Consider the following 17,488-nt stretch of genomic DNA (forward strand, 5'->3'; position numbering starts at 1 on the left):
TTCCAGCCCAACGGGAGGCTTGCGATGATCGACCGAGAGACCTTTGTCGAGCTGATGAGCGGGGTGTGCTCCCCGGTCACCGTGGTGACGGCGACGACCGCCGACGGGCGACCGCACGGCAGCACCGTGTCGAGCTTCGCCTCGCTCTCGCTCGACCCTCCGCTGGCGAGCTTCGCCCTTGACCGCGCCTCGGGGCTGCTGGCCCACCTCCAGCCGGGTGACCGGGTGGGGGTGAACATCCTCGGCGCCCACCAGCAGGAGCTGGCGTCGGCGTTCGCCCGTCGACGCCGGGGACCGGGCTCGAAGTTCGACGGCGTCACCTGGACCGTCCGTGCCGGACTGCCCTACCTGCCCGAGTCCGCCGGCTGGACGGCGGGACGCGTCGAACGCCACGTGGACGGCGGTGACCACGTCCTGCTCGTCGTGTGCCCCGAGGAGGCCGAGTCGACTTCCACGGCCCCGCTGATCTACGCGCGCCGGATCTTCGGCACACACGCCCCGCTCGCTGTCGCGAGCTGACTCGTACCCCGCATGACCCCTGACACCGAAGTGACGACGATGAACATCACCATGGACGTTCCCCGCACCACCGACGCCGCGCGCAAGCTACGGGCCGACCTCGTCGAGCGCGCCGCCACACTGCGACCGCTGCTCTCCGGCAACGCCGATCTGACCGACCGCGAGCGCGGAGTGCCCGCCGAGAACATCGGCGCCCTGGCCGAGGCCGGTCTGCTCTCGCTGATGCGGCCCGCCCGTTACGGCGGTCTGCAAGCCGACCACCGCACCCTGCTGGAGGTCAGCCGCGAGGTCGGGCGCGCCTGTGGCTCCACCGCCTGGGTGACCTCACTGCTCAACGCCAATGCGTGGTTCGTCGGGCTCTTCCCCGCCCAGGCCCAGGACGACGTCTGGGCTCACACCCCCGACGCCCGAGTCGCCGGCGTCGTGACCCCCTCGGGCACCGCGCGCGCGGTCGAGGGCGGGTACCGGGTGAGCGGGCGCTGGGCCCCCGCATCCGGATGCGCCCACGCCGACTGGGCGGTCCTCGGGGTCACCCGGCCGGACGCCGAGGACACGTCGGACGCCGTCGGCATCGTGCTCGCGCCGATGTCGGAGCTGACCGTCGAGGACACCTGGTTCGTGGCGGGCATGCGCGGGACCGCGTCGAACACGCTCGTCGGCGAGGACCTCTTCGTACCCGCACACCGCTTCCACTCCGTCCCCGACGCCATCGAGGGCCGCTACGCCACGCCCTTCACCGACGAGACGCTCTACCGGGGACCGTTCGTGCCGACCGCCGCGCTCGTGTTGACCGGGCCGCAGCTCGGGCTGGCCACGGCCGCCGTCGATCTCCTGGTGGAGAGGGCCCCGGGGCGGGCGTTGACCCTGACGAGCTACACCTCCCAGGCCGAGGCACCCACCATCCAACTCGCCGCCGCGAAGGCGGCGTCGCTCGCCGACTCCGCCCAACTGCACGCCTACCGCGCGGCCGCTGACATCGACGAGGCCGCACGGTCCGGGGTGTTCCCCGATTACGACGCCCGGGCACGGATGCGGATGGACGCGGGGATGGCGGCGGTCCACGCGCGTGAGGCGGTCCGCATCGTGTGCTCGGCCCAGGGGGCTTCGAGCTTCGGCGAGTCCAACCCGTTGCAGCGCATCTGGCGCGACATCGAGACCGGGAGCCGTCACGCCGTCCTCAACCCCGAGGTGGCCGCGGAGATTTACGGGAAGTCGCTGTTCGGCATCCGGGGCACGGTGTCCGTGATGGTGTAGGACGAAGTTCACCGACGGCCGCCGACGGCACGTCCGTAGTCGTCGCCGTCGGGGCGCCCGCACGAGCGCGTCGGACGACGCTCACCCTCCTTCGAGTTCTCGGCGCACGGTGGCGGCGATGCGGGTGAGTGCGGCGCCCAGGTGGCGGCGTTGAGCGGCGCTGAGGGGGTCGAAGACGAGTCTCTTCACCTGCGCGACATGTTCCGGCGCGCTCGCGACGACCTTCTGCCGGCCGGCGTCGGTCAGTGTGGCGAGGGTGTATCGGCCGTCGGTGGGATCGGGCCGGCGGACGACCCAGTCGCGGGCCTCGAAGCGGTCCATCACCTTCGACAGGCGAGGCTGGGTACTGTCACATTCCCGGGCCAGGTCGCTGAGTCGCATCGTGGCCTCGTCGGTCATGGACAACCGGGCCAGAACGCCGTACTCGAAGTTGGAGATGCCGGCATCTCGTTGCAGCTGACGGTCGAGGCATCACGCTCGGCCCCGCCCCTTCCTGATGCGCCGGACGACGACGGCGCCCCTGAACCCCCTTGCCCCTTTGCATTGATACACGCATACACGCATACACACTGGAGGAAAGTGCCATGAAGGCAGTGCGTTACCACAGCTTCGGCAGCAGCGAGGTCCTGCGCTACGAGGACATCGAGCGTCCGGTCCCCGGCACCGGGCAGGTGCTGGTGCGGGTGGCGGCCACATCGTTCAACCCGGTCGACGATCACATCCGCGCCGGTGTCCTGACCGAGATGATCCCGATCACCCTCCCGCACGTGCCCGGGATTGATCTGGCAGGCACCGTCGCCGAACTCGGCGCGGAGGTGACGGGCCTGGAGGTCGGTGACCGGGTCGTGGCGATGCTGCCCCTCAACGCCGCCGGCGCGTCCGCCGAATACGTGCTCGCCCCGGCCGAGGCCCTGGTCGCGGCGCCCCGGACGGTCGAGCTGGTCGACGCCGCGGCGCTGCCCCTGGTCGGCCTGTCGGCCTGGCAGACGTTGTTCGAACTCGCCGAGCTGAAGCCCGGGCAGACCGTCCTGGTCAACGGGGCAGGGGGTGCGGTGGGTGGCCTCGCGGTCCAGCTCGCCGTCGAGGCGGGAGCGCACGTGACCGCTGCGGCCGGTCCGCGCCACGCCGAGCGCCTGCGGCGCTACGGCGCGGCCCGGGTCGTCGGCCACCTCGATGTCGCCGAGGGCCCGGCCGTCGTGGGTGGTCCGTTCCATGTCCTGCTGAACCTGGTGCGCGTCACACCGGACGAGGCCGCGCAACTGTCGCGCTACGTCGCCGACGGCGGGGTCGCCGCCAGCACAGCCACCCCGGTTCCCGAGGAACCCGCCCGGTCGGTGCGCGCCGCGGGCCTGTTCGTCCGCAGCGACGCCGCCCAGCTGACCGAGCTGGTCGCCAGGGTCGATGACGGTCGGCTCCGGCTCCACATCGCCGCCCGCCGGCCGTTGATCGAGTCGAGTGCGGTGCATGAGGATGCCGGCACCGGGCGGCTGCCCGGCAAGACCGTCCTGATCGCTCCCTGATCGCCCGGCCGAGAAGCAGCGGTTCCGCGCCCGGACGCGAGGCGGTGTGTACGGGTGATTGCGGGAACTTGACCGCCGGCAACGGCACATGACGCACCGCTACGTGTGCGTGTCGTGTTGATGTCAGCCCTTGCCGCCCGCACACGGCCCGGCGAATCCTCGACAAGCCGGAAGCGTGACCACGCGCTTCCGGCTGAACCGCGCAAGGCCCACAACTCGCAGAGCGCGCACGCACCACAGCGCGCCACCGACCGAGGAGGACTCCCTCGCGATGGCAGTGATGCGTACCACCAAGCGGCGGATCGCCGCGGGAATCGCCGCCGCGGCGGCCATCGGAGCAGCCACGGTGCTCCCCGCCCACGCCGCCCCGGCCGAAGGCACGGTCCTGAACGCCGGAGCCGCGGAAGCGGTCCCGGGCAGCTACATCGTCACCCTGAAGAAGACGGCCGACTTCACGGCGTCCTCCGCCCGGGGCAAGGACCTCATAACCGGATACGGCGGCGAGGTGAAGCGGACCTTCACCGCCGCGCTGAACGGCTACGCGGCGAAACTCGGGCCCACCGAGGCCAGGAGACTCGCCGCCGATCCGGCGGTCGCCTCCGTCGAGCAGGACCACAAGGTCCACGCCGACGCGACCCAGACCAACGCACCCTGGGGCCTGGACCGGGCCGACCAGTCCAACCTGCCCCTGAGCGGCACCTACACCTACCCCGACAGTGCCGGCAGCGGCGTGACCGTCTACGTCCTCGACACCGGTGTGCGGATCACCCACACGCAGATCAGTGGCCGGGCGTCGTACGGCTACGACTTCGTGGACAACGACACCACCGCACAGGACGGCTACGGACACGGCACGCACGTGGCCACGACCGTCGCCGGCACCACCTATGGCGTGGCCAAGAAGGCGAACATCGTGGCGGTCCGGGTGCTCGGCAATGACGGATCCGGCACCACGGCCGGTGTCATCGCGGGCGTGGACTGGATCACCGCCAACCACTCCGGCCCGTCCGTCGCCAACGTGTCGCTCGGCGGCGGCGCCAGCACCTCCCTCGACAACGCGGTGACCAAGTCGATCGCGTCCGGCGTGACCTACTCCATCGCGGCCGGCAATTCCAACGCCAACGCCGCGAACTACTCCCCCGCCCGGGTGCCGACCGCCCTCACCGTCGGCGCCACCACCAACACCGACGCACGGGCAAGCTACTCCAACTACGGCTCGACCGTGGACCTCTTCGCCCCGGGCTCGAACATCACGGCCGGCTGGAACACCTCCGACACCGCCACCTACACGGGCTCCGGGACCTCCTTCGCCGCCCCGCACGTCTCGGGCGCCGCGGCGATCTACCTCTCGGGCCACACCACCGCGTCCCCGTCCGAGGTGGGGAGCGCGCTGGTGAACGGGGCCACCTCGGGGGCGCTCTCCGGCATCGGTTCGGGCTCACCCAACAAGCTGCTCAAGATCGTCCAGTGACACCCTGACCGGCGCACCGGACCTCCGCTGACCACACCCGCCGCCCGCCGGGTCCCACCCGGCGGGCGGCACTTCGCCGTCCGGCGGTGCGAGGCTTTCCACGCGGGAGGTGATGAAACGGACCAGACTGTCAGCCGACCGATGCCTTCCACTTCACGGCCCGCACAGGGCCTCACTCAGGCGGAACCATGACTCTTCACGCATCCCTGCTCGACGCTGTCGGCAACACCCCGCTGGTCAGACTCACGAGGATCGCCTCGGGGGTGCCCGCCCCCGTCTACGCCAAGGTGGAGTTCTGCAACCCCGCCGGCAGCGTCAAGGACCGGGCGGCGCTGGGCATGGTGCTGGCGGCGGAGAAGTCCGGGGCACTGGTGCCCGGCGGCGTCATCGTCGAGGGGACCTCCGGCAACACCGGAATGGCACTGGCCATGATCGCCGCTCAGCGGGGCTACGGGTCGATCGTCGTCGTCCCGGACCGTACGAGCCCCGAGAAGATCAAGACGCTCAAGGCGTACGGCGCCGAGGTGGTCGTCACCACGGGGGCGCTCCCGCGCGAACATCCGGAACACGTCCGCAACGTCGCCGCGCGCCTGGCGGCGCGGACACCTGGCGCCTGGTACGCCAACCAGTACGACAACCCGGCCAATCCGGAGGCCCACCGGACCACGACCGGCCCGGAGATCTGGGCCGAGACCGGCGGCCGGGTCACCCACTTCGTCGTCGGCGTCGGCACGGGCGGAACGGTCACCGGGACCGGCGGCTTCCTCAAGGAGGCCAGCGGCGGCCTGGTCCGGGTGATCGGCGCCGATCCGCTGACATCCACGTACTCGGGCGGCGACGGAAGTCCGTACTACGTGGAGAGCATCGGCCATTACCTCCACCCGGAGACCGCGGAGGACGAGTATCCGGAGTCGTACGACCCGTCCGTGGTGGACCGGTTCGAGCGGATCGGAGACCGTGAGTCGATCACGACGGTGCGCCGACTTGCCCGCGAGGAGGGCATCCTCGCGGGCGGCTCGGCGGGCACGGCGGTGGCCGCGGCGCTGCGGGTGGCCGCCACCCTTACCCCGGACGACCTGGTGGTGGTCCTGCTCCCGGACTCGGGCCGGGGATATCTGTCGAAGTACTTCGACGACGGCTGGCTGCGGCGCTTCGGCTTCCTGGAGGACGTCTCGGAGACGCCGACGGTCGCCGACGTCCTGGGCGACCGCCCGGCCCCCCTCACCGCCCTTCCGTCCACGGCCACGGTGGCCGACGCGCTCACCGCCGCCGGAGCGCTCGTCCCGGTGCGTCTCCCCCGCTCCGGCGACAACGCGACGACCGACGTGTCCGAGGTCATCGGCGCCGTCCGGCCCGATGCGCTCCGCGCCCTGGTGGCCAGGGATCCCTCAGCGTCCGCCGCCCCGCTCCGCGACCATCTCCACCCCTCTCCCCCGGCCGTGGGCATCGGCGAACCCGTGGACGAGGCCGCTGCCCGGCTCGCCCCGGGCAGCGGCACCGCCTGGGTGCTCATCGACGGCCGGGTGTCCGGCACCATCGCCCACGACGCCCTGCGGCAAACCAGCGGCCACATCCCCCTGCCCGCGACGCGGGACCGGCGAGCCGGGCGACCTGAGAACACGTGATCAGGCGCTTCGGACGCGGCGGATGAGCAGGTACATCTCGCAACCGAGGCAGTAGCCGAAAGCCGCGTTGAGGAAGGCCGCGGCGAGGGCGAGCGCGGCCGCCGCCGGGCGCGGCCAGTGGACGCCGGTGAGGTAGCCGACGGTGCCGACCGGGCTGAAGCCGACGCCGACGCCCCGGGCGAAGCGGGGCGGCCGGGCGTCCTCCAGTCCACTGGGCGGCGGGGGCCCGGACCGAACGGCGACTCGGTACAGCCAGCCGTACGGGGAGCACGGCGGCGGCCGACGTCGTCGTACGGAGTAAGGGGAGAGTGTCCCGGACAGTCCGGGACACGTCCCGGACGGCGGGACGCTGGAGGGACCGGTCCGGGCCTCCCTAGGATCCCGAGACGTCGCGAGCCGAACACAGCAGAAACAAACGGCTGTTCGCCGCTCCCGTGGAGCGGCTCGCGCGACGTACTCCCGACGCACCCATCCCAGGAGGAGGAGAACCATGTCCAAGGTGCTGGAAACCATGGGCGGCAGGCTGCTCGGCCTGTTCGTGCCCAAGGTGGAGGCCGCCGCTTCCGCCCAGGCGTGTCAGTGCTTCAACGAATGCTGGCAGTGCGCGCGCAGCGCGTGCTGCGTCAACACCTACTGCGGCTCCATCAACTGCTGGCGCAGCTGTCCGGGTTGCTGATCCGGTGACGTGACAGGGAACCGGCCGGGGGCACCGGCGTGCGACAGCGGGCGGACCGCCGTGCCGTCGTCCACTGGTGTCCCCGGCTCCCGGTTCCCGGTTCGTTCCCGGTTCCCGCTCCGCAGGAGGTCCCCGTGCAGTACCTGGAATTCGGCATCCGCTGCCTGATCGGCACGGTGTTCCTGGCCGCCGCCGTCGGCAAGGCGGCGAGCGGGCGTTCGTTCGCCGCGTTCACCTCGTCCCTGGGAGACCTGGGGCTGGTGCCGCTCCGGGCCGTCCGCCCGGTGGCGGTGGCCGTCGTCGCGGGCGAGGGGCTGGTCTGCCTGCTGCTCGCCGCGCCGTGGGCGCGTCTCCCGGCGCTCGGTCTGGCCGGGGCGGCGGCCCTGCTTCTGGCCTTCGCGGTGGCCATCGCCTGTGCCGTGGCCCGGGGCACCCACGCGGTGTGCCGGTGCTTCGGAGGGGCGTCCACCAGCCCGCTCGGCGTGCGCCACATCGTACGCAACGTCCTGCTCGCCGGGCTTGCCCTGGCCGCGGCCGGAACCATGCTGCGCCCGGACATCGGCCCCGCGCGGCCGGCCGGGCTGCTCGTGGCGGCGCTCGGCGGGCTGCTCGTCGGCGGCTGCGTCGCCGCGCTCGACACCATCGCGGGCCTCTTCCGGCCCATGAGCCCCGTACGTACCGCCCGGTCCCGGCACCCCGTCCGCCCGGGACGGTGAGCCGGGTCCCGCGCCATCCCCTGCCCTCCGCACAGGAAACGGAGACCCACCGTGCCCATCGTCATCGCCACTCTCGTCCTCGTCGGGCTGCTGTGCCTCCTCGATCTGGTGCTCACCGTCGGCGTCATCAAGCGGCTGCGGGAACACACCGAGCTGCTCGCCACCCGGGGCGGCGGCCGGCTCTCCCTCGGCACCGGGGACGAGGTCGGGGAGTTCTCCGGAGCCACCGTGGACGGGGAGCGGGTGCACGACGGCATGATTCACAGTGAGACCGTCGTCGCCTTCTTCTCCCCGACCTGCGGCCCGTGCAAGGAGAAGCTCCCGAAGTTCACCGAGTACGCCAGGAGCGTGCCGCGCGGACGCGAACAGGTCCTCGCCGCGGTGATCGCCGACAGCCCGGAGGAGGCGGAAGCGGCGGCCCCGATGCTGACCGCGCTGCGCCCGGTGGCGCGCGTACTGACCGGCCGGGACGCCGACGCCGTCGCCGGGGCGTGCAAGGTGCAGGGCTTTCCCGTCGTCCTCAAGGTCAACCGGAGCACGGACGGCCGTCTCCTGGTCATGGCCGACCAGGTCGACGTGGACCGTCCCGCCGTCGCCGCCCGCTGACCGGCGTCGCCGTCCACCGCGCCATGACGCGCAAACGCCCCGCCGTGACGCACCCACGACCCGCCTCCCGGGCCACCGCCCCCGAGTACCCCGACGACGAACGCGCGCCCCGCCTCCGGCCGTCCCATGTCCTGGACGCGGTACGGATGGTGGCGCGGGCGGCACCCGGCATCCTCGCGCTGTACACGGGGCCCGCACTGGCCATGGGGTTCTTCCCGGTGGCGGCCGCCTGGTCGCTGAAACTCGTCATCGACCGCCTCGCCGCCGGTGCCACCGTGGGCGCCCTCCTGCTCCCCGTGGCCGTGTTGACCGCGACCGGGGTGGCGACCGCGGCGCTGCCGCATCTGGCCCACTATCTGCGCACCGAGATGGACCGCCGGGTCGGGCTGTACGCCCAGGACCGGCTGTTCCTGGCCGTCGACCGGTTCCCCGGGCTCGCCCGCTTCGAGAACCCGGTCTTCCTGGACCGGCTGCGCCTCGCCCAGCAGACGGTGGTGGCCAAACCGGTCGCCGGCCAGGCCGTCGAAGGAGCCCTGGGCGTCGTCCGGTCCGCCCTCACCGTCGTCGGCTTCCTCGGCTCCCTGTTCGTGATCAGCCCGCCGACGATGGCGCTCGTCCTGCTCGCCGCGCTGCCCGTGCTGGCGGCCGAACTCCTGCTGTCGCGCAGGCGCGCCGCCACCGTCTGGGAGATCGGGCCCGACGAGCGGCGCCAGTTCTTCTACATGGGCCTGCTCGCCAACGTCGAGGCGGCCAAGGAGATCCGCCTCTTCGGCACCGGTGCCTTTCTGCGCGGCCGGATGCTCGCCGGCCGGCGGAGCGCGGACGCCGCCCGCCGGACGGTCGACCGGCAGGAGGTCCGGATGCGCGCCGGACTGGGCCTGCTGTCCGCGTCGGTGGCGGGCGCGGGGCTGCTGTGGACGGTCGGCAGCGCCCGGGGAGGCGGGCTCACCCCCGGCGATGTGGCGGTCTTCCTGGCCGCCGTGGCCGGGGTCCAGACGGCCCTGACGGCGCTCGCGGGCGATGCCGCGACCACCCACCACGCCCTGCTGCTGTTCGGGCACTACCTGGCTGTGGTGCGCGCCGGGCCCGAACTCTCCGCGCCCGCCGACCCCCGCCCGCTGCCGGAGCTGCGGCGCGGCATCGAGCTGCGCGATGTGTGGTTCCGCTACGCTCCCGACCATCCCTGGGTGCTGCGCGGTATCGACCTGTGGATCCCCGCAGGATCGTCGCTCGCCCTCGTCGGCCTCAATGGCTCGGGCAAGTCCACGCTGGTCAAGCTGTTGTGCCGGTTCTACGACCCGGTCCGCGGGAGCATTCTGTGGGACGGTGTCGACCTGCGCGACGCCGACATCGCCGATCTGCGCCGACGCATCAGCGCTGTGTTCCAGGACTACATGGACTACGACATGACGGCTGCCGAGAGCATCGCGCAGGGCGACCTCGACGCCCTCGGCGAACCGGAGCGCCTGCGAAGGGCGGCGCGGCGGGCCGGGATCCACGAGGTGGTGGCGGCGCTGCCGCACGGCTACGACACCCTGCTCTCCCGGATGTTCTTCGCCGAGGCGGACAAGCGGAACCCGGCCACCGGAGTCATGCTCTCCGGAGGGCAGAGCCAACGGCTCGCCCTGGCCCGGGCGTTCGTACGCGACCGCCGCGATCTGATGATCCTCGACGAGCCGTCCGCCGGGCTCGACGCGGCGGCCGAGCACGAGATCCACACCTCGCTCCGGACCCACCGGCAGGGGCTCACCAGCGTCCTCATCTCGCACCGCCTGGGCGCCGTACGGGAGGCCGACATCATCGTCGTGCTCGACGGGGGACGGGTCGCCGAGCACGGCAGCCACGGCCAACTCCTCTGCGCGGAAGGGCGGTACGCGCGGCTGTACGCCCTCCAGGCCGCCGGTTACCGCCAGGAGGCGGCCCCGGACCCGGCCACCGCCCCTGACGCCTCGCCGCATATCGCCTGAGCGGATCCCTGAGCGGATTCCTGAGCGGTCCTTGTCCCAACGCACCCCGCAGAGGAGAACACCACGATGAGTCCCGGCAGCGGCCCCTACATCTCAGAGGCCGAGGCATCCTGGGCGGAGACCGCCCCCGACCGGGCCCGTGTCCGCGCCCGGCGCGCACGCCGCACCCGGACCGCTCTGCTCACGCTGGACGTGGCCCTCTGGGCGGGCACCGCCGCGCTCCTGTGGCCCGTGCGCAGCCCCGGCTGGGGAGCCGGGTGCGGGGCGGCCGCCCTCCTGCTCACCGCCGGGCTCGCCCTCGCCCGGGCCGCGGAACGGCGGCTGGTGGCGGTCGGCGTCTCGGGCCGGAGCATGGAACCGGCCTACCACGACGGGGACAGCGTGCTGGTCCGCCGCGGCCGTACCCCCGGGCGCGGGGCGGCCGTGGTGGTGGAGCGTCCGCCGTACCAGGCGCCGTGGCCGGACCCGCCCGTCCCGCGGACCGCGCCCGCGCACCGGATCTACGCACGGCAGTGGTTCATCAAACGGGTCGCGGCCGTACCGGGCGATCCCGTGCCCCGGTCCGGGCTGCCCGCGCTCGGGGGCACCCCGGACCGGACCGTCCCCGAGGGCATGCTGATTCTGCTCGGGGACAACAGCGAGCAGAGTTATGACTCGCGCCACGTCGGCTACTTCCCGGCGGAACGCGTCCTGGGCGAGGTGGCGGGCTCGGATCAGCCCGCGCGCCGGATGAGGAACACCTGACGGCCCTTGCCCTCGCAGCGCTGCATCACCGCCTCCGCACCGTGGACGGAGCTGGAGCCGACGATGCCCACACAGCCGCGTCCCTCGACCCGGAGCACATATCTGCCCCGCCTCAGCTCGCCCGACGGCTCGATGGTGAACAGGCTGCCGTCCGCGCAGACGTCCATCGGCTCCAGCAGCCCCGCGCCGTCTCCGTCGGCGAGCGCTTTCAGACAGCCCCTGCCGTAGTCGGGGTGGTACCACACGATGTGGTACCTCCCGTCGCCGGCCGGCTCCAGCAGGGTGCTCTGCGGCGCCGCCTCGGCACAGGGGCGCTGCACCGCGACGAGCGGTGTGTACCGCCAGTCGCGGACCCGGCCGTCGGTCAGACACAGCTCCGGGTCCTCCGCGATCCTGATGGTCACCCAGCCGCCGGGCGGTGTCGGCCGACCCCCGGCCGGTGCGCCGGACGGTGCGCCGGACGGCGGGTCCGCGGCGCGGGATTGCCGCCACGGCACCTGATCCTGGCGGAAGGCCACGACGGCCCCGAGGGCGACCGTCAGCACAGCGGCGGCGGCGACCGTCAGACCCCGCCGGTGCCGGCGGAGGCGCGCCCGCCGACCGCCCGTCCCCGGTCCGGGACCCGGCTCCGGCCCGGGAGGCGCGGCGACACCGCTCCCGCTGTCCGGCGCGCCCTGATCCACCGGCAGCCGAATACCGGCGCCCACCGCGCTGGACGACGGCACCGACGCCTCCGCCGATACCCACGACGCCTCCTCCGCCGGCGCGGGGAGTCGTGCGACCCGGTCCCTGGCCGCGCACCACCGCGCGGCCCGCTCGCCGTCCCCGCACGCCCGCACGAAGGCCGCCAGCAGCTCCGGCCGGGGCGGTTGGTCACGGCTCAGCATGGTGGAGACGCTGCTGCGCGGCAGTACGTCCCCCACGGCGGCGGCCCGTTCCTCGAGCCGCCGGTACGACAGCCCGGAGCGGGCCTTGAGTTCCCGCAGCAACGTCATGAAGTGGCCTACATCCTGGACATCCTCAAGATCACCAGCCTTGTCACGTTCCATGGGCGGAATCGTCATGGCGGCCCCTGATCGCCCACAACGGCCATGTCCGCCATTTATCGACTTCTGCACAAGGGGGGCGTTGGCGCGGCCGAAAGCGCTTGCTCACTTGATGAGCCGTCAATTGGAACTGGACGACTGGCGCGACCGACTTATTGGGCAAGTCAGCGCTGCTCCGTAAGGACGATGAGGGTCGGACGTGACGCATGTGAGGCGCCCCAGCGCGCCGTCCGTCGCTGTCGGCCGACGCCGACTTGACAGGAGATCGAGCGAGCGATCAGGAGATGGGCCGATGGAGCGCAGGAACCTGCTCAAACCGTCGGTCGCGACTGCCGGTCTCGGTTCGGTCGGGACCTTCGCAGCGCCCGCGGCGTCCGCGGACGCTTTACCAGCCAAGGAGACAAAGCCGATGCCTCTACGTGTTCAGATCCTCATGTACGACGGGGTGGAGGAGCAGGACGCCATCGGACCGCGTGACGTTCTCGGGCACGCTGTTCAGGCGGGCGGCCAGGTTCAGACGACACTGGTACGGCCATCGGCTCCTGGCGAGGTGACATGCTTCTTCGGCACCAAGGTCACGGTGCCGGCCGCATGGGAGCCCACCGATACCGATCTTCTGATCGTGCCGGGCGGCGGCGATCGGCTGATCCACGATCCAGATGTCCTACGGAACCTCGTACGGGCACAGCAGGCCGGAGTCATCGTCGCCGGTGTCTGCACAGGAGTCATGGTGCTGTCCGCAGCAGGCTTGACCAAAGGCCGTCCGTGTACGACACACCACCTGGCCAAGGCCGATCTGGCCGCTCAGGGAGGCAGGGTGATCGACGCGCGAGTCGTTGACGACGGGAATCTGGTGACCGCGGGCGGTGTCACCAGCGGAATCGATCTGGCGCTCTGGATGATCACTCGTGAGTGTGGAGCGTCCGTCGCCATCGGCGTCGAGTCCATCATGGAGTACGAGCAGCGCGGCGTCGTCTGGCGAAGCTCCTGATCACCGGAATTCGTCGGTGGCCCGCACCCACCTGTCGGGTGGGCGCGGGCCACCGACGTGCACAAAGGTTCGTCGGTCGGTCCAACCGGGGTTCAAGACCGACCGGCGAATGATCGGTCCGCTCGTCCAGCGGCATCATCTGCCCGCCCGTAGCCGGAAATTTCCTGGAACTCGAGACCACTCCAGCCCGACTACGTGAAAGACAACCTTCAGCCAGTGAATGTCTTTCGCGCACAGGGAGCCCGGATGCCGATGAACCGGCCAGTCACCACCGCTCTGGCCGCAACCCTCTGTCTGCTCACAGCGGCATGCGGCGGTTCCTACGACGACGGCCAGACGAGCACGAAGGCGACCGAGGCTGCGGACTCGAAGGCCGGCTACCCGGTGACCCTGGACAACTGCGGTCAGAGCGAGACCTTCAAGAAGGTCCCCAGCCGGGTCGTCGTCATGAACGGCGCCTCGGTCGCCGAGGTCTCCACCCTCCTCGCCCTCGGCCTCCAGGACAAGATCGTCGCCAACCAGCAGACCTACGGCATGTCCGAGGCCGCCGGCCGGGCCGCCGCCATCAAGGCCCTGCCCACCGGCGACATCAAGCTCAACGAGGCGTACGACATCCCCCGCGAGGCCATGCTCGGACTGCGCCCCGACCTCGTCCTGTCCGTCACCACGTACGGCTTCGACCAGAGATACGGCTTCGCCACCCGCGAGCAGCTGAAGCAGGTAGGAGCCAACAGCTACGTCTCCCCGCAGGGCTGCGACGACGACCCCTCCAAGATGACCGTCGCCGAGAGCTACACGCTGCTGCGCGACATGGGAAAGATCTTCAACGTCAGTGACAAGGCCGAGAAACTGATCGCCGAGTCCGAGAAGAACATCGCGGCGGTCTCCGAAAAGGTCAAGGGAGAGAAGCGCCCGAAGGTCATGGTGCTCTTCTCCAACATGGCCATGGGCGGCAACGACTTCAGCTCGGTCTTCAGCAAGGGCATTGTCAACGACATCCTCGCCAAGGCCGGCGGCGCCAACGCATTCGAGAACGCCTCCAAGACCACCTTCGCCGACCTGAGCAAGGAGAAGGTGGCCGCCACCGACGTCGACGCCCTCGTCGTCATCAGCTACAACGACCCCAACCCGGCGGCATACGCCAAGAAGCTGCTCAAGGAGTTCCCCCAGTGGTCGGCCGCCAAGAACAACACATACCTGACGCTGTCGGACTCGATGTACCTCGGCCCGAGCAACGACGTGGCCGTGGAGAAGATCGCCAAGCTGCTGCACCCCGAAGCCTTCTGACCCGGCTCAGGACTCCGCTGGCGTTCACGCTCCTGCCCGTCGCGCTGATCGTCACGATGATCGTGGGGATCAGCATCGGCGCGGTCAACGTCCCGCTCAGTGACGTGTGGGGGATCGTCCTGCACCATGTCACCGGCGCGGGAGCGCCGTCCGACCCGGCGCTGGACCAGATCGTCTGGAACTTCCGTACCCCGCGGGTCGTCCTGGCCGCTCTGGTCGGCGCGGGCCTGGCCGTGTCCGGCGCCGTGCTGCAGACCGTCGTGTCCAACCCGCTGGCCGACCCCATCGTGCTGGGTTTCTCCTACGGTGCCACGCTCGGCGCGGTGCTGGTCATCACCCTGGGCGGCGGCGCGGCGCTGGCCGGGCTCGGGGTGTCGGCGGCTGCCTTCCTCGGCGCGGTCGCCGCCGGCGCGCTGGTCTTCGCCCTCGGACAACGGCGGGGGCGCCTGGCCCCGACCCGGCTGGTACTGGCCGGCGTCGCCGTCGGCTACGTCTTCCTCTCGGCCACGAGCTACCTGCAGCTCCAGGCGACACCGACCGAGTTGCGGACGGTCATGTTCTGGATGCTGGGCAGCGTCGCCGGCGCCCAGTGGGACCAACTCCCCACAGTCACCGTGGTGGTGCTCGTCACCACCACGCTCCTCACTCTCTTCGGCCGACGGCTCAATGCACTGCTGGCCGGCGACGAGTCCGCCACCGCGCTCGGCGTCGACGTCAACCGGCTGCGCGCCGTACTCCTGGTGCTCACCGCCCTGCTGACGGGAACCGTCATCGCCGTCGCCGGCAGCATCGGCTTCGTCGGCCTGATGATCCCGCATCTGGTGCGCCTGACCACCGGCGCCGACCACCGCCGGCTGCTCCCCCTGACCGCCCTGCTGGGAGCCGTCTACCTGCTCCTCGTCGACCTGCTCTCCCGCACCCTCAACCGCCCCGACGAAATCCCCCTGGGCATCCTCACCGCCCTGCTCGGAGCTCCCTTCTTCCTGTGGCTGCTGCGCCGCAACAAGAGCCTGGACTAGAAGCATGAAACTCACCGTCGATCGGCTCCACGTCACGCTCGACCGCAACCCGATCCTCCGCGATGTCAGCCTTCGGGCGCGCAAGGGCGACATCGTCGGTCTCGTCGGTCCCAACGGCAGCGGCAAGTCCACCCTGCTACGCACCGTCTACCGCTCACTGCGCCCGGCGGACGGTGTGGTCAGGGTCGGCGAGGACGACGTATGGGCCCTGTCCCCCCGCACCGCGGCCCGTCGCACCGCCGCCGTCCTCCAGGACGGCGGCGGCAACACCACCGGACTGACCGTAACCGAGATCGTCGCTCTCGGCCGCGCCCCCCACCACGGTCTGCTGGGGCGCGACGGAGCCGAGGACCACCGGGCAGTGGCCGACGCCGTCGACCGCTGCGGCCTACGACCGTTCGCGGACCGGGACTACGCCTCGCTGTCCGGCGGAGAACGCCAACGCGTTCTGCTGGCCCGCGCATTGGCCCAGAGCCCCCAGCTCCTCGTGCTGGACGAACTCACCAACCACCTCGACATCCGCGCCCGCTTCGAGCTGCTGGACCTCATCCGCGCCACCGGCATCACCACGCTGGCGGTCCTGCACGACCTCGACCTGGCCGCCCGGCTCTGCGACCACCTGGTCGTCCTGCACGAGGGAACCGTGGTGGCAGCGGGACCGGTCCTGGACGTACTGGTCCCGCGGATACTCAGCGACGTTTTCGGCGTCCGCGCACGCACGGAACGGCACGCCGACGGTGTCATCCGCATCACGTACGCCGCCCATGCCCTCGCCGACGGAGAGAAATCCACGCGCCGGGCTACAACACCGGCAGCCCCGACCTCCCGCACAGGCACTCAACCAGGGACGCCACGAGGGCGAAACGCCGATCCCGCGCGACGCCGGCGCCCGCCACGCCCCTGACCCCCTCTGCTCAGCGGCGTCGCCACTCCTCGGCGAGCAGTTCGTAGGAGCGCACCCGGTCGGCGTGGCCGTGGGTGATGGTGGTGATGAGCAGCTCGTCCGCGCCGGTGGCTTCCTGGAGTTGTTCGAGCTGGTCGGCGACGCGCGCGGGCGAGCCCACGAACTGGGTGTCCACGCGGTCGGCGACCAGCTCCCGGTCCGCGTCGGTCCAGACGTGGGCGCGGGCCTGTTCGGGGCTGGGGAAGGGAATGGCGCCCTCGGCCGTGCGGATGCTGCGGACCCATGGACCGTAGCCCGCGGCGCGGTCGCGGGCCGTCGCGTCGTCCTCGGCCACCACGACATCGGCGGAGACGCTGACGTACGGCTTGTCGAGTGTCTCGGACGGCTGGAACGCGGCGCGGTATGCCTCGGTGGCCTCCAGGACGGTGGCCGGGCTGACGTGGTAGTTGGCGGCGAAGCGCAGGCCGCCCCGGCCCGCGACCTGGGCGCTCCGCCCGCCGCTGCTGCCGAGGATCCACACCTGCACCTCGGCGCCTTCGCCGGGTATCGCGTGTGCCTCGACGCCCTCGGCGGAGCGGTAGTCGCCGCGCAGGAGCGCGAGGATGTCGTCGATCTGTTCGCCGTAGTCCTGCGCTTCCGCGCCCGGCTGCTGGAGGAGTCGCCGCTGGAGGGCGATGCGGGGCGATCCGAGCAGTCGGTGGAAGGAGAACTTGGGCGGGATGCGCAGGCCGTTCGGGGTGCGTCCGTCGACGACGGGGGTGGTGGTGGGCGGTGCGTCGCCGGTGCGCTCGGTGGGACGTCCGCCGGAGCGGCCGAGCCCGAGGTCCAGCCGTCCGGGGTGCAGGGCGTCGATCAGGCCGAACTCCTCGACGGTGGACAGGGCGGTGCGGTGGCCGAGCTGTACGGCCCCGGAGCCGAGGCGGATCGTGGAGGTGGCGGAGGCGGTCAGGGCCAGGACGACGGCGGGCGAGGTCCCGGCCACGCCCGGGTTGAGGTGGTGTTCGGCGAACCAGTAGCGCGCATAGCCGAACCGCTCCGTCTGCTGGGCGAGGTCGATGCTGTTGCGCAGTGCCTCGGCCGCGGTGGAGCCGGAGGAGATGGGCACGAGGTCGAGGACTGCGAGGGGGATGCCGGACACGGTCG

The 17,488-nt window shown here is 71.6% G+C and carries 17 protein-coding genes and 1 pseudogene; 14 read left to right on the forward strand and 4 right to left on the reverse strand.

Translation table 11 applies throughout. The annotated features are described in order from the left end of the window. Positions 1-24: 24 nt before the first annotated feature. Both ACZ6TD_RS03680 and ACZ6TD_RS03685 read left to right on the forward strand, forming a co-directional pair. Positions 25-519, forward strand: coding sequence for a flavin reductase family protein (locus ACZ6TD_RS03680; RefSeq protein ID WP_471350354.1), 495 nt, complete (start codon positions 25-27; stop codon positions 517-519). A gap of 12 nt (positions 520-531) precedes the next feature. Then, positions 532-1,773, forward strand: a complete 1,242-nt coding sequence (locus ACZ6TD_RS03685; RefSeq protein WP_471350358.1) for an acyl-CoA dehydrogenase family protein — start codon at positions 532-534, stop codon at positions 1,771-1,773. Positions 1,774-1,854: 81 nt separating this feature from the next. On the opposite strand, the gene ACZ6TD_RS03690 is transcribed toward ACZ6TD_RS03685, so the two are convergent. Then, complete coding sequence (locus ACZ6TD_RS03690) at positions 1,855-2,172, reverse strand: MarR family winged helix-turn-helix transcriptional regulator (RefSeq protein WP_471350362.1); 318 nt, start codon at positions 2,170-2,172, stop codon at positions 1,855-1,857. 185 nt (positions 2,173-2,357) lie between these two features. On the opposite strand from ACZ6TD_RS03690, the gene ACZ6TD_RS03695 reads away from it, so the two are divergent. The 3 genes from ACZ6TD_RS03695 to ACZ6TD_RS03705 all read left to right on the forward strand — a co-directional run bounded on the left by ACZ6TD_RS03695 (position 2,358) and on the right by ACZ6TD_RS03705 (position 6,389). After that, positions 2,358-3,293: an NADP-dependent oxidoreductase gene (locus ACZ6TD_RS03695; RefSeq protein ID WP_471350365.1), complete on the forward strand. Its 936-nt coding sequence runs from the start codon at positions 2,358-2,360 to the stop codon at positions 3,291-3,293. 271 nt (positions 3,294-3,564) lie between these two features. Continuing rightward, positions 3,565-4,764, forward strand: coding sequence for a S8 family peptidase (locus tag ACZ6TD_RS03700; protein WP_471350367.1), 1,200 nt, complete (start codon positions 3,565-3,567; stop codon positions 4,762-4,764). Between the two features lie 188 nt (positions 4,765-4,952). Next, positions 4,953-6,389, forward strand: coding sequence for a PLP-dependent cysteine synthase family protein (locus ACZ6TD_RS03705; protein WP_471350369.1), 1,437 nt, complete (start codon positions 4,953-4,955; stop codon positions 6,387-6,389). On the opposite strand, the pseudogene ACZ6TD_RS03710 reads toward ACZ6TD_RS03705, so the two are convergent. Then, positions 6,390-6,656: pseudogene (locus ACZ6TD_RS03710) on the reverse strand (DUF4395 domain-containing protein); the annotation flags it as partial. 223 nt (positions 6,657-6,879) lie between these two features. Here ACZ6TD_RS03710 and ACZ6TD_RS03715 point away from each other — a divergent pair. The 5 genes from ACZ6TD_RS03715 to ACZ6TD_RS03735 all read left to right on the forward strand — a co-directional run bounded on the left by ACZ6TD_RS03715 (position 6,880) and on the right by ACZ6TD_RS03735 (position 11,098). Next, the gene (locus ACZ6TD_RS03715) at positions 6,880-7,065 is read left to right on the forward strand and encodes a hypothetical protein (RefSeq protein ID WP_470008856.1); all 186 of its coding nucleotides are present in this window, start codon (positions 6,880-6,882) and stop codon (positions 7,063-7,065) included. A 134-nt stretch (positions 7,066-7,199) separates the two neighbouring features. Beyond that, a complete protein-coding gene (locus tag ACZ6TD_RS03720) occupies positions 7,200-7,781 on the forward strand; it encodes a MauE/DoxX family redox-associated membrane protein (RefSeq protein WP_471350373.1) in 582 nt (193 codons plus the stop codon). A gap of 51 nt (positions 7,782-7,832) precedes the next feature. Then, positions 7,833-8,387 (forward strand): thioredoxin domain-containing protein, encoded by a 555-nt coding sequence (locus ACZ6TD_RS03725; protein ID WP_471350376.1) that lies wholly within the window; start codon positions 7,833-7,835, stop codon positions 8,385-8,387. A gap of 146 nt (positions 8,388-8,533) precedes the next feature. Beyond that, positions 8,534-10,354, forward strand: a complete 1,821-nt coding sequence (locus ACZ6TD_RS03730) for an ABC transporter ATP-binding protein (protein WP_471358814.1) — start codon at positions 8,534-8,536, stop codon at positions 10,352-10,354. Between the two features lie 66 nt (positions 10,355-10,420). Continuing rightward, entirely contained in the window at positions 10,421-11,098 is a 678-nt protein-coding gene (locus ACZ6TD_RS03735; RefSeq protein WP_471350379.1) for a S26 family signal peptidase, read from the forward strand. On the opposite strand, the gene ACZ6TD_RS03740 is transcribed toward ACZ6TD_RS03735, so the two are convergent. Continuing rightward, positions 11,068-12,147 carry an RICIN domain-containing protein gene (locus ACZ6TD_RS03740; RefSeq protein ID WP_471350382.1) on the reverse strand — a complete coding sequence of 360 codons (1,080 nt, stop codon included), beginning with the start codon at positions 12,145-12,147 and terminating at the stop codon, positions 11,068-11,070. The genes ACZ6TD_RS03735 and ACZ6TD_RS03740 overlap by 31 nt on opposite strands. Positions 12,148-12,436: 289 nt before the next feature. Here ACZ6TD_RS03740 and ACZ6TD_RS03745 point away from each other — a divergent pair, with 289 nt between their 5' ends. The 4 genes from ACZ6TD_RS03745 (at position 12,437) to ACZ6TD_RS03760 (ending at position 16,345) form a co-directional block, all read left to right on the forward strand. Next, positions 12,437-13,135, forward strand: a complete 699-nt coding sequence (locus tag ACZ6TD_RS03745) for a DJ-1/PfpI family protein (protein ID WP_471350385.1) — start codon at positions 12,437-12,439, stop codon at positions 13,133-13,135. A gap of 246 nt (positions 13,136-13,381) precedes the next feature. Further along, positions 13,382-14,422, forward strand: coding sequence for an ABC transporter substrate-binding protein (locus ACZ6TD_RS03750; RefSeq protein WP_471350389.1), 1,041 nt, complete (start codon positions 13,382-13,384; stop codon positions 14,420-14,422). Positions 14,423-14,478: 56 nt separating this feature from the next. Beyond that, positions 14,479-15,441, forward strand: a complete 963-nt coding sequence (locus tag ACZ6TD_RS03755) for a FecCD family ABC transporter permease (RefSeq protein ID WP_471350394.1) — start codon at positions 14,479-14,481, stop codon at positions 15,439-15,441. 4 nt (positions 15,442-15,445) lie between these two features. Continuing rightward, positions 15,446-16,345 carry an ABC transporter ATP-binding protein gene (locus ACZ6TD_RS03760; RefSeq protein WP_471350398.1) on the forward strand — a complete coding sequence of 300 codons (900 nt, stop codon included), beginning with the start codon at positions 15,446-15,448 and terminating at the stop codon, positions 16,343-16,345. Between the two features lie 10 nt (positions 16,346-16,355). Here ACZ6TD_RS03760 and ACZ6TD_RS03765 read toward each other — a convergent pair whose 3' ends face one another. Next, positions 16,356-17,483 carry an MsnO8 family LLM class oxidoreductase gene (locus ACZ6TD_RS03765; RefSeq protein ID WP_471350401.1) on the reverse strand — a complete coding sequence of 376 codons (1,128 nt, stop codon included), beginning with the start codon at positions 17,481-17,483 and terminating at the stop codon, positions 16,356-16,358. Positions 17,484-17,488 lie beyond the last annotated feature (5 nt).

The organism is Streptomyces yongxingensis, from assembly GCF_055597465.1.

Excerpts from the sequence above, each read along its gene's own strand:
- ACZ6TD_RS03740 (WP_471350382.1), bottom strand. The coding sequence starts at position 12,147 with ATGGAACGTGACAAGGCTGGTGATCTTGAGGATGTCCAGGATGTAGGC.
- ACZ6TD_RS03685 (WP_471350358.1), top strand. The coding sequence starts at position 532 with ATGACCCCTGACACCGAAGTGACGACGATGAACATCACCATGGACGTT.
- ACZ6TD_RS03680 (WP_471350354.1), top strand. The coding sequence starts at position 25 with ATGATCGACCGAGAGACCTTTGTCGAGCTGATGAGCGGGGTGTGCTCC.
- ACZ6TD_RS03755 (WP_471350394.1), top strand. The coding sequence starts at position 14,479 with ATGATCGTGGGGATCAGCATCGGCGCGGTCAACGTCCCGCTCAGTGAC.
- ACZ6TD_RS03695 (WP_471350365.1), top strand. The coding sequence starts at position 2,358 with ATGAAGGCAGTGCGTTACCACAGCTTCGGCAGCAGCGAGGTCCTGCGC.
- ACZ6TD_RS03735 (WP_471350379.1), top strand. The coding sequence starts at position 10,421 with ATGAGTCCCGGCAGCGGCCCCTACATCTCAGAGGCCGAGGCATCCTGG.
- ACZ6TD_RS03760 (WP_471350398.1), top strand. The coding sequence starts at position 15,446 with ATGAAACTCACCGTCGATCGGCTCCACGTCACGCTCGACCGCAACCCG.
- ACZ6TD_RS03745 (WP_471350385.1), top strand. The coding sequence starts at position 12,437 with ATGGAGCGCAGGAACCTGCTCAAACCGTCGGTCGCGACTGCCGGTCTC.
- ACZ6TD_RS03715 (WP_470008856.1), top strand. The coding sequence starts at position 6,880 with ATGTCCAAGGTGCTGGAAACCATGGGCGGCAGGCTGCTCGGCCTGTTC.
- ACZ6TD_RS03750 (WP_471350389.1), top strand. The coding sequence starts at position 13,382 with ATGCCGATGAACCGGCCAGTCACCACCGCTCTGGCCGCAACCCTCTGT.
- ACZ6TD_RS03705 (WP_471350369.1), top strand. The coding sequence starts at position 4,953 with ATGACTCTTCACGCATCCCTGCTCGACGCTGTCGGCAACACCCCGCTG.
- ACZ6TD_RS03700 (WP_471350367.1), top strand. The coding sequence starts at position 3,565 with ATGGCAGTGATGCGTACCACCAAGCGGCGGATCGCCGCGGGAATCGCC.
- ACZ6TD_RS03690 (WP_471350362.1), bottom strand. The coding sequence starts at position 2,172 with ATGACCGACGAGGCCACGATGCGACTCAGCGACCTGGCCCGGGAATGT.
- ACZ6TD_RS03730 (WP_471358814.1), top strand. The coding sequence starts at position 8,534 with ATGGTGGCGCGGGCGGCACCCGGCATCCTCGCGCTGTACACGGGGCCC.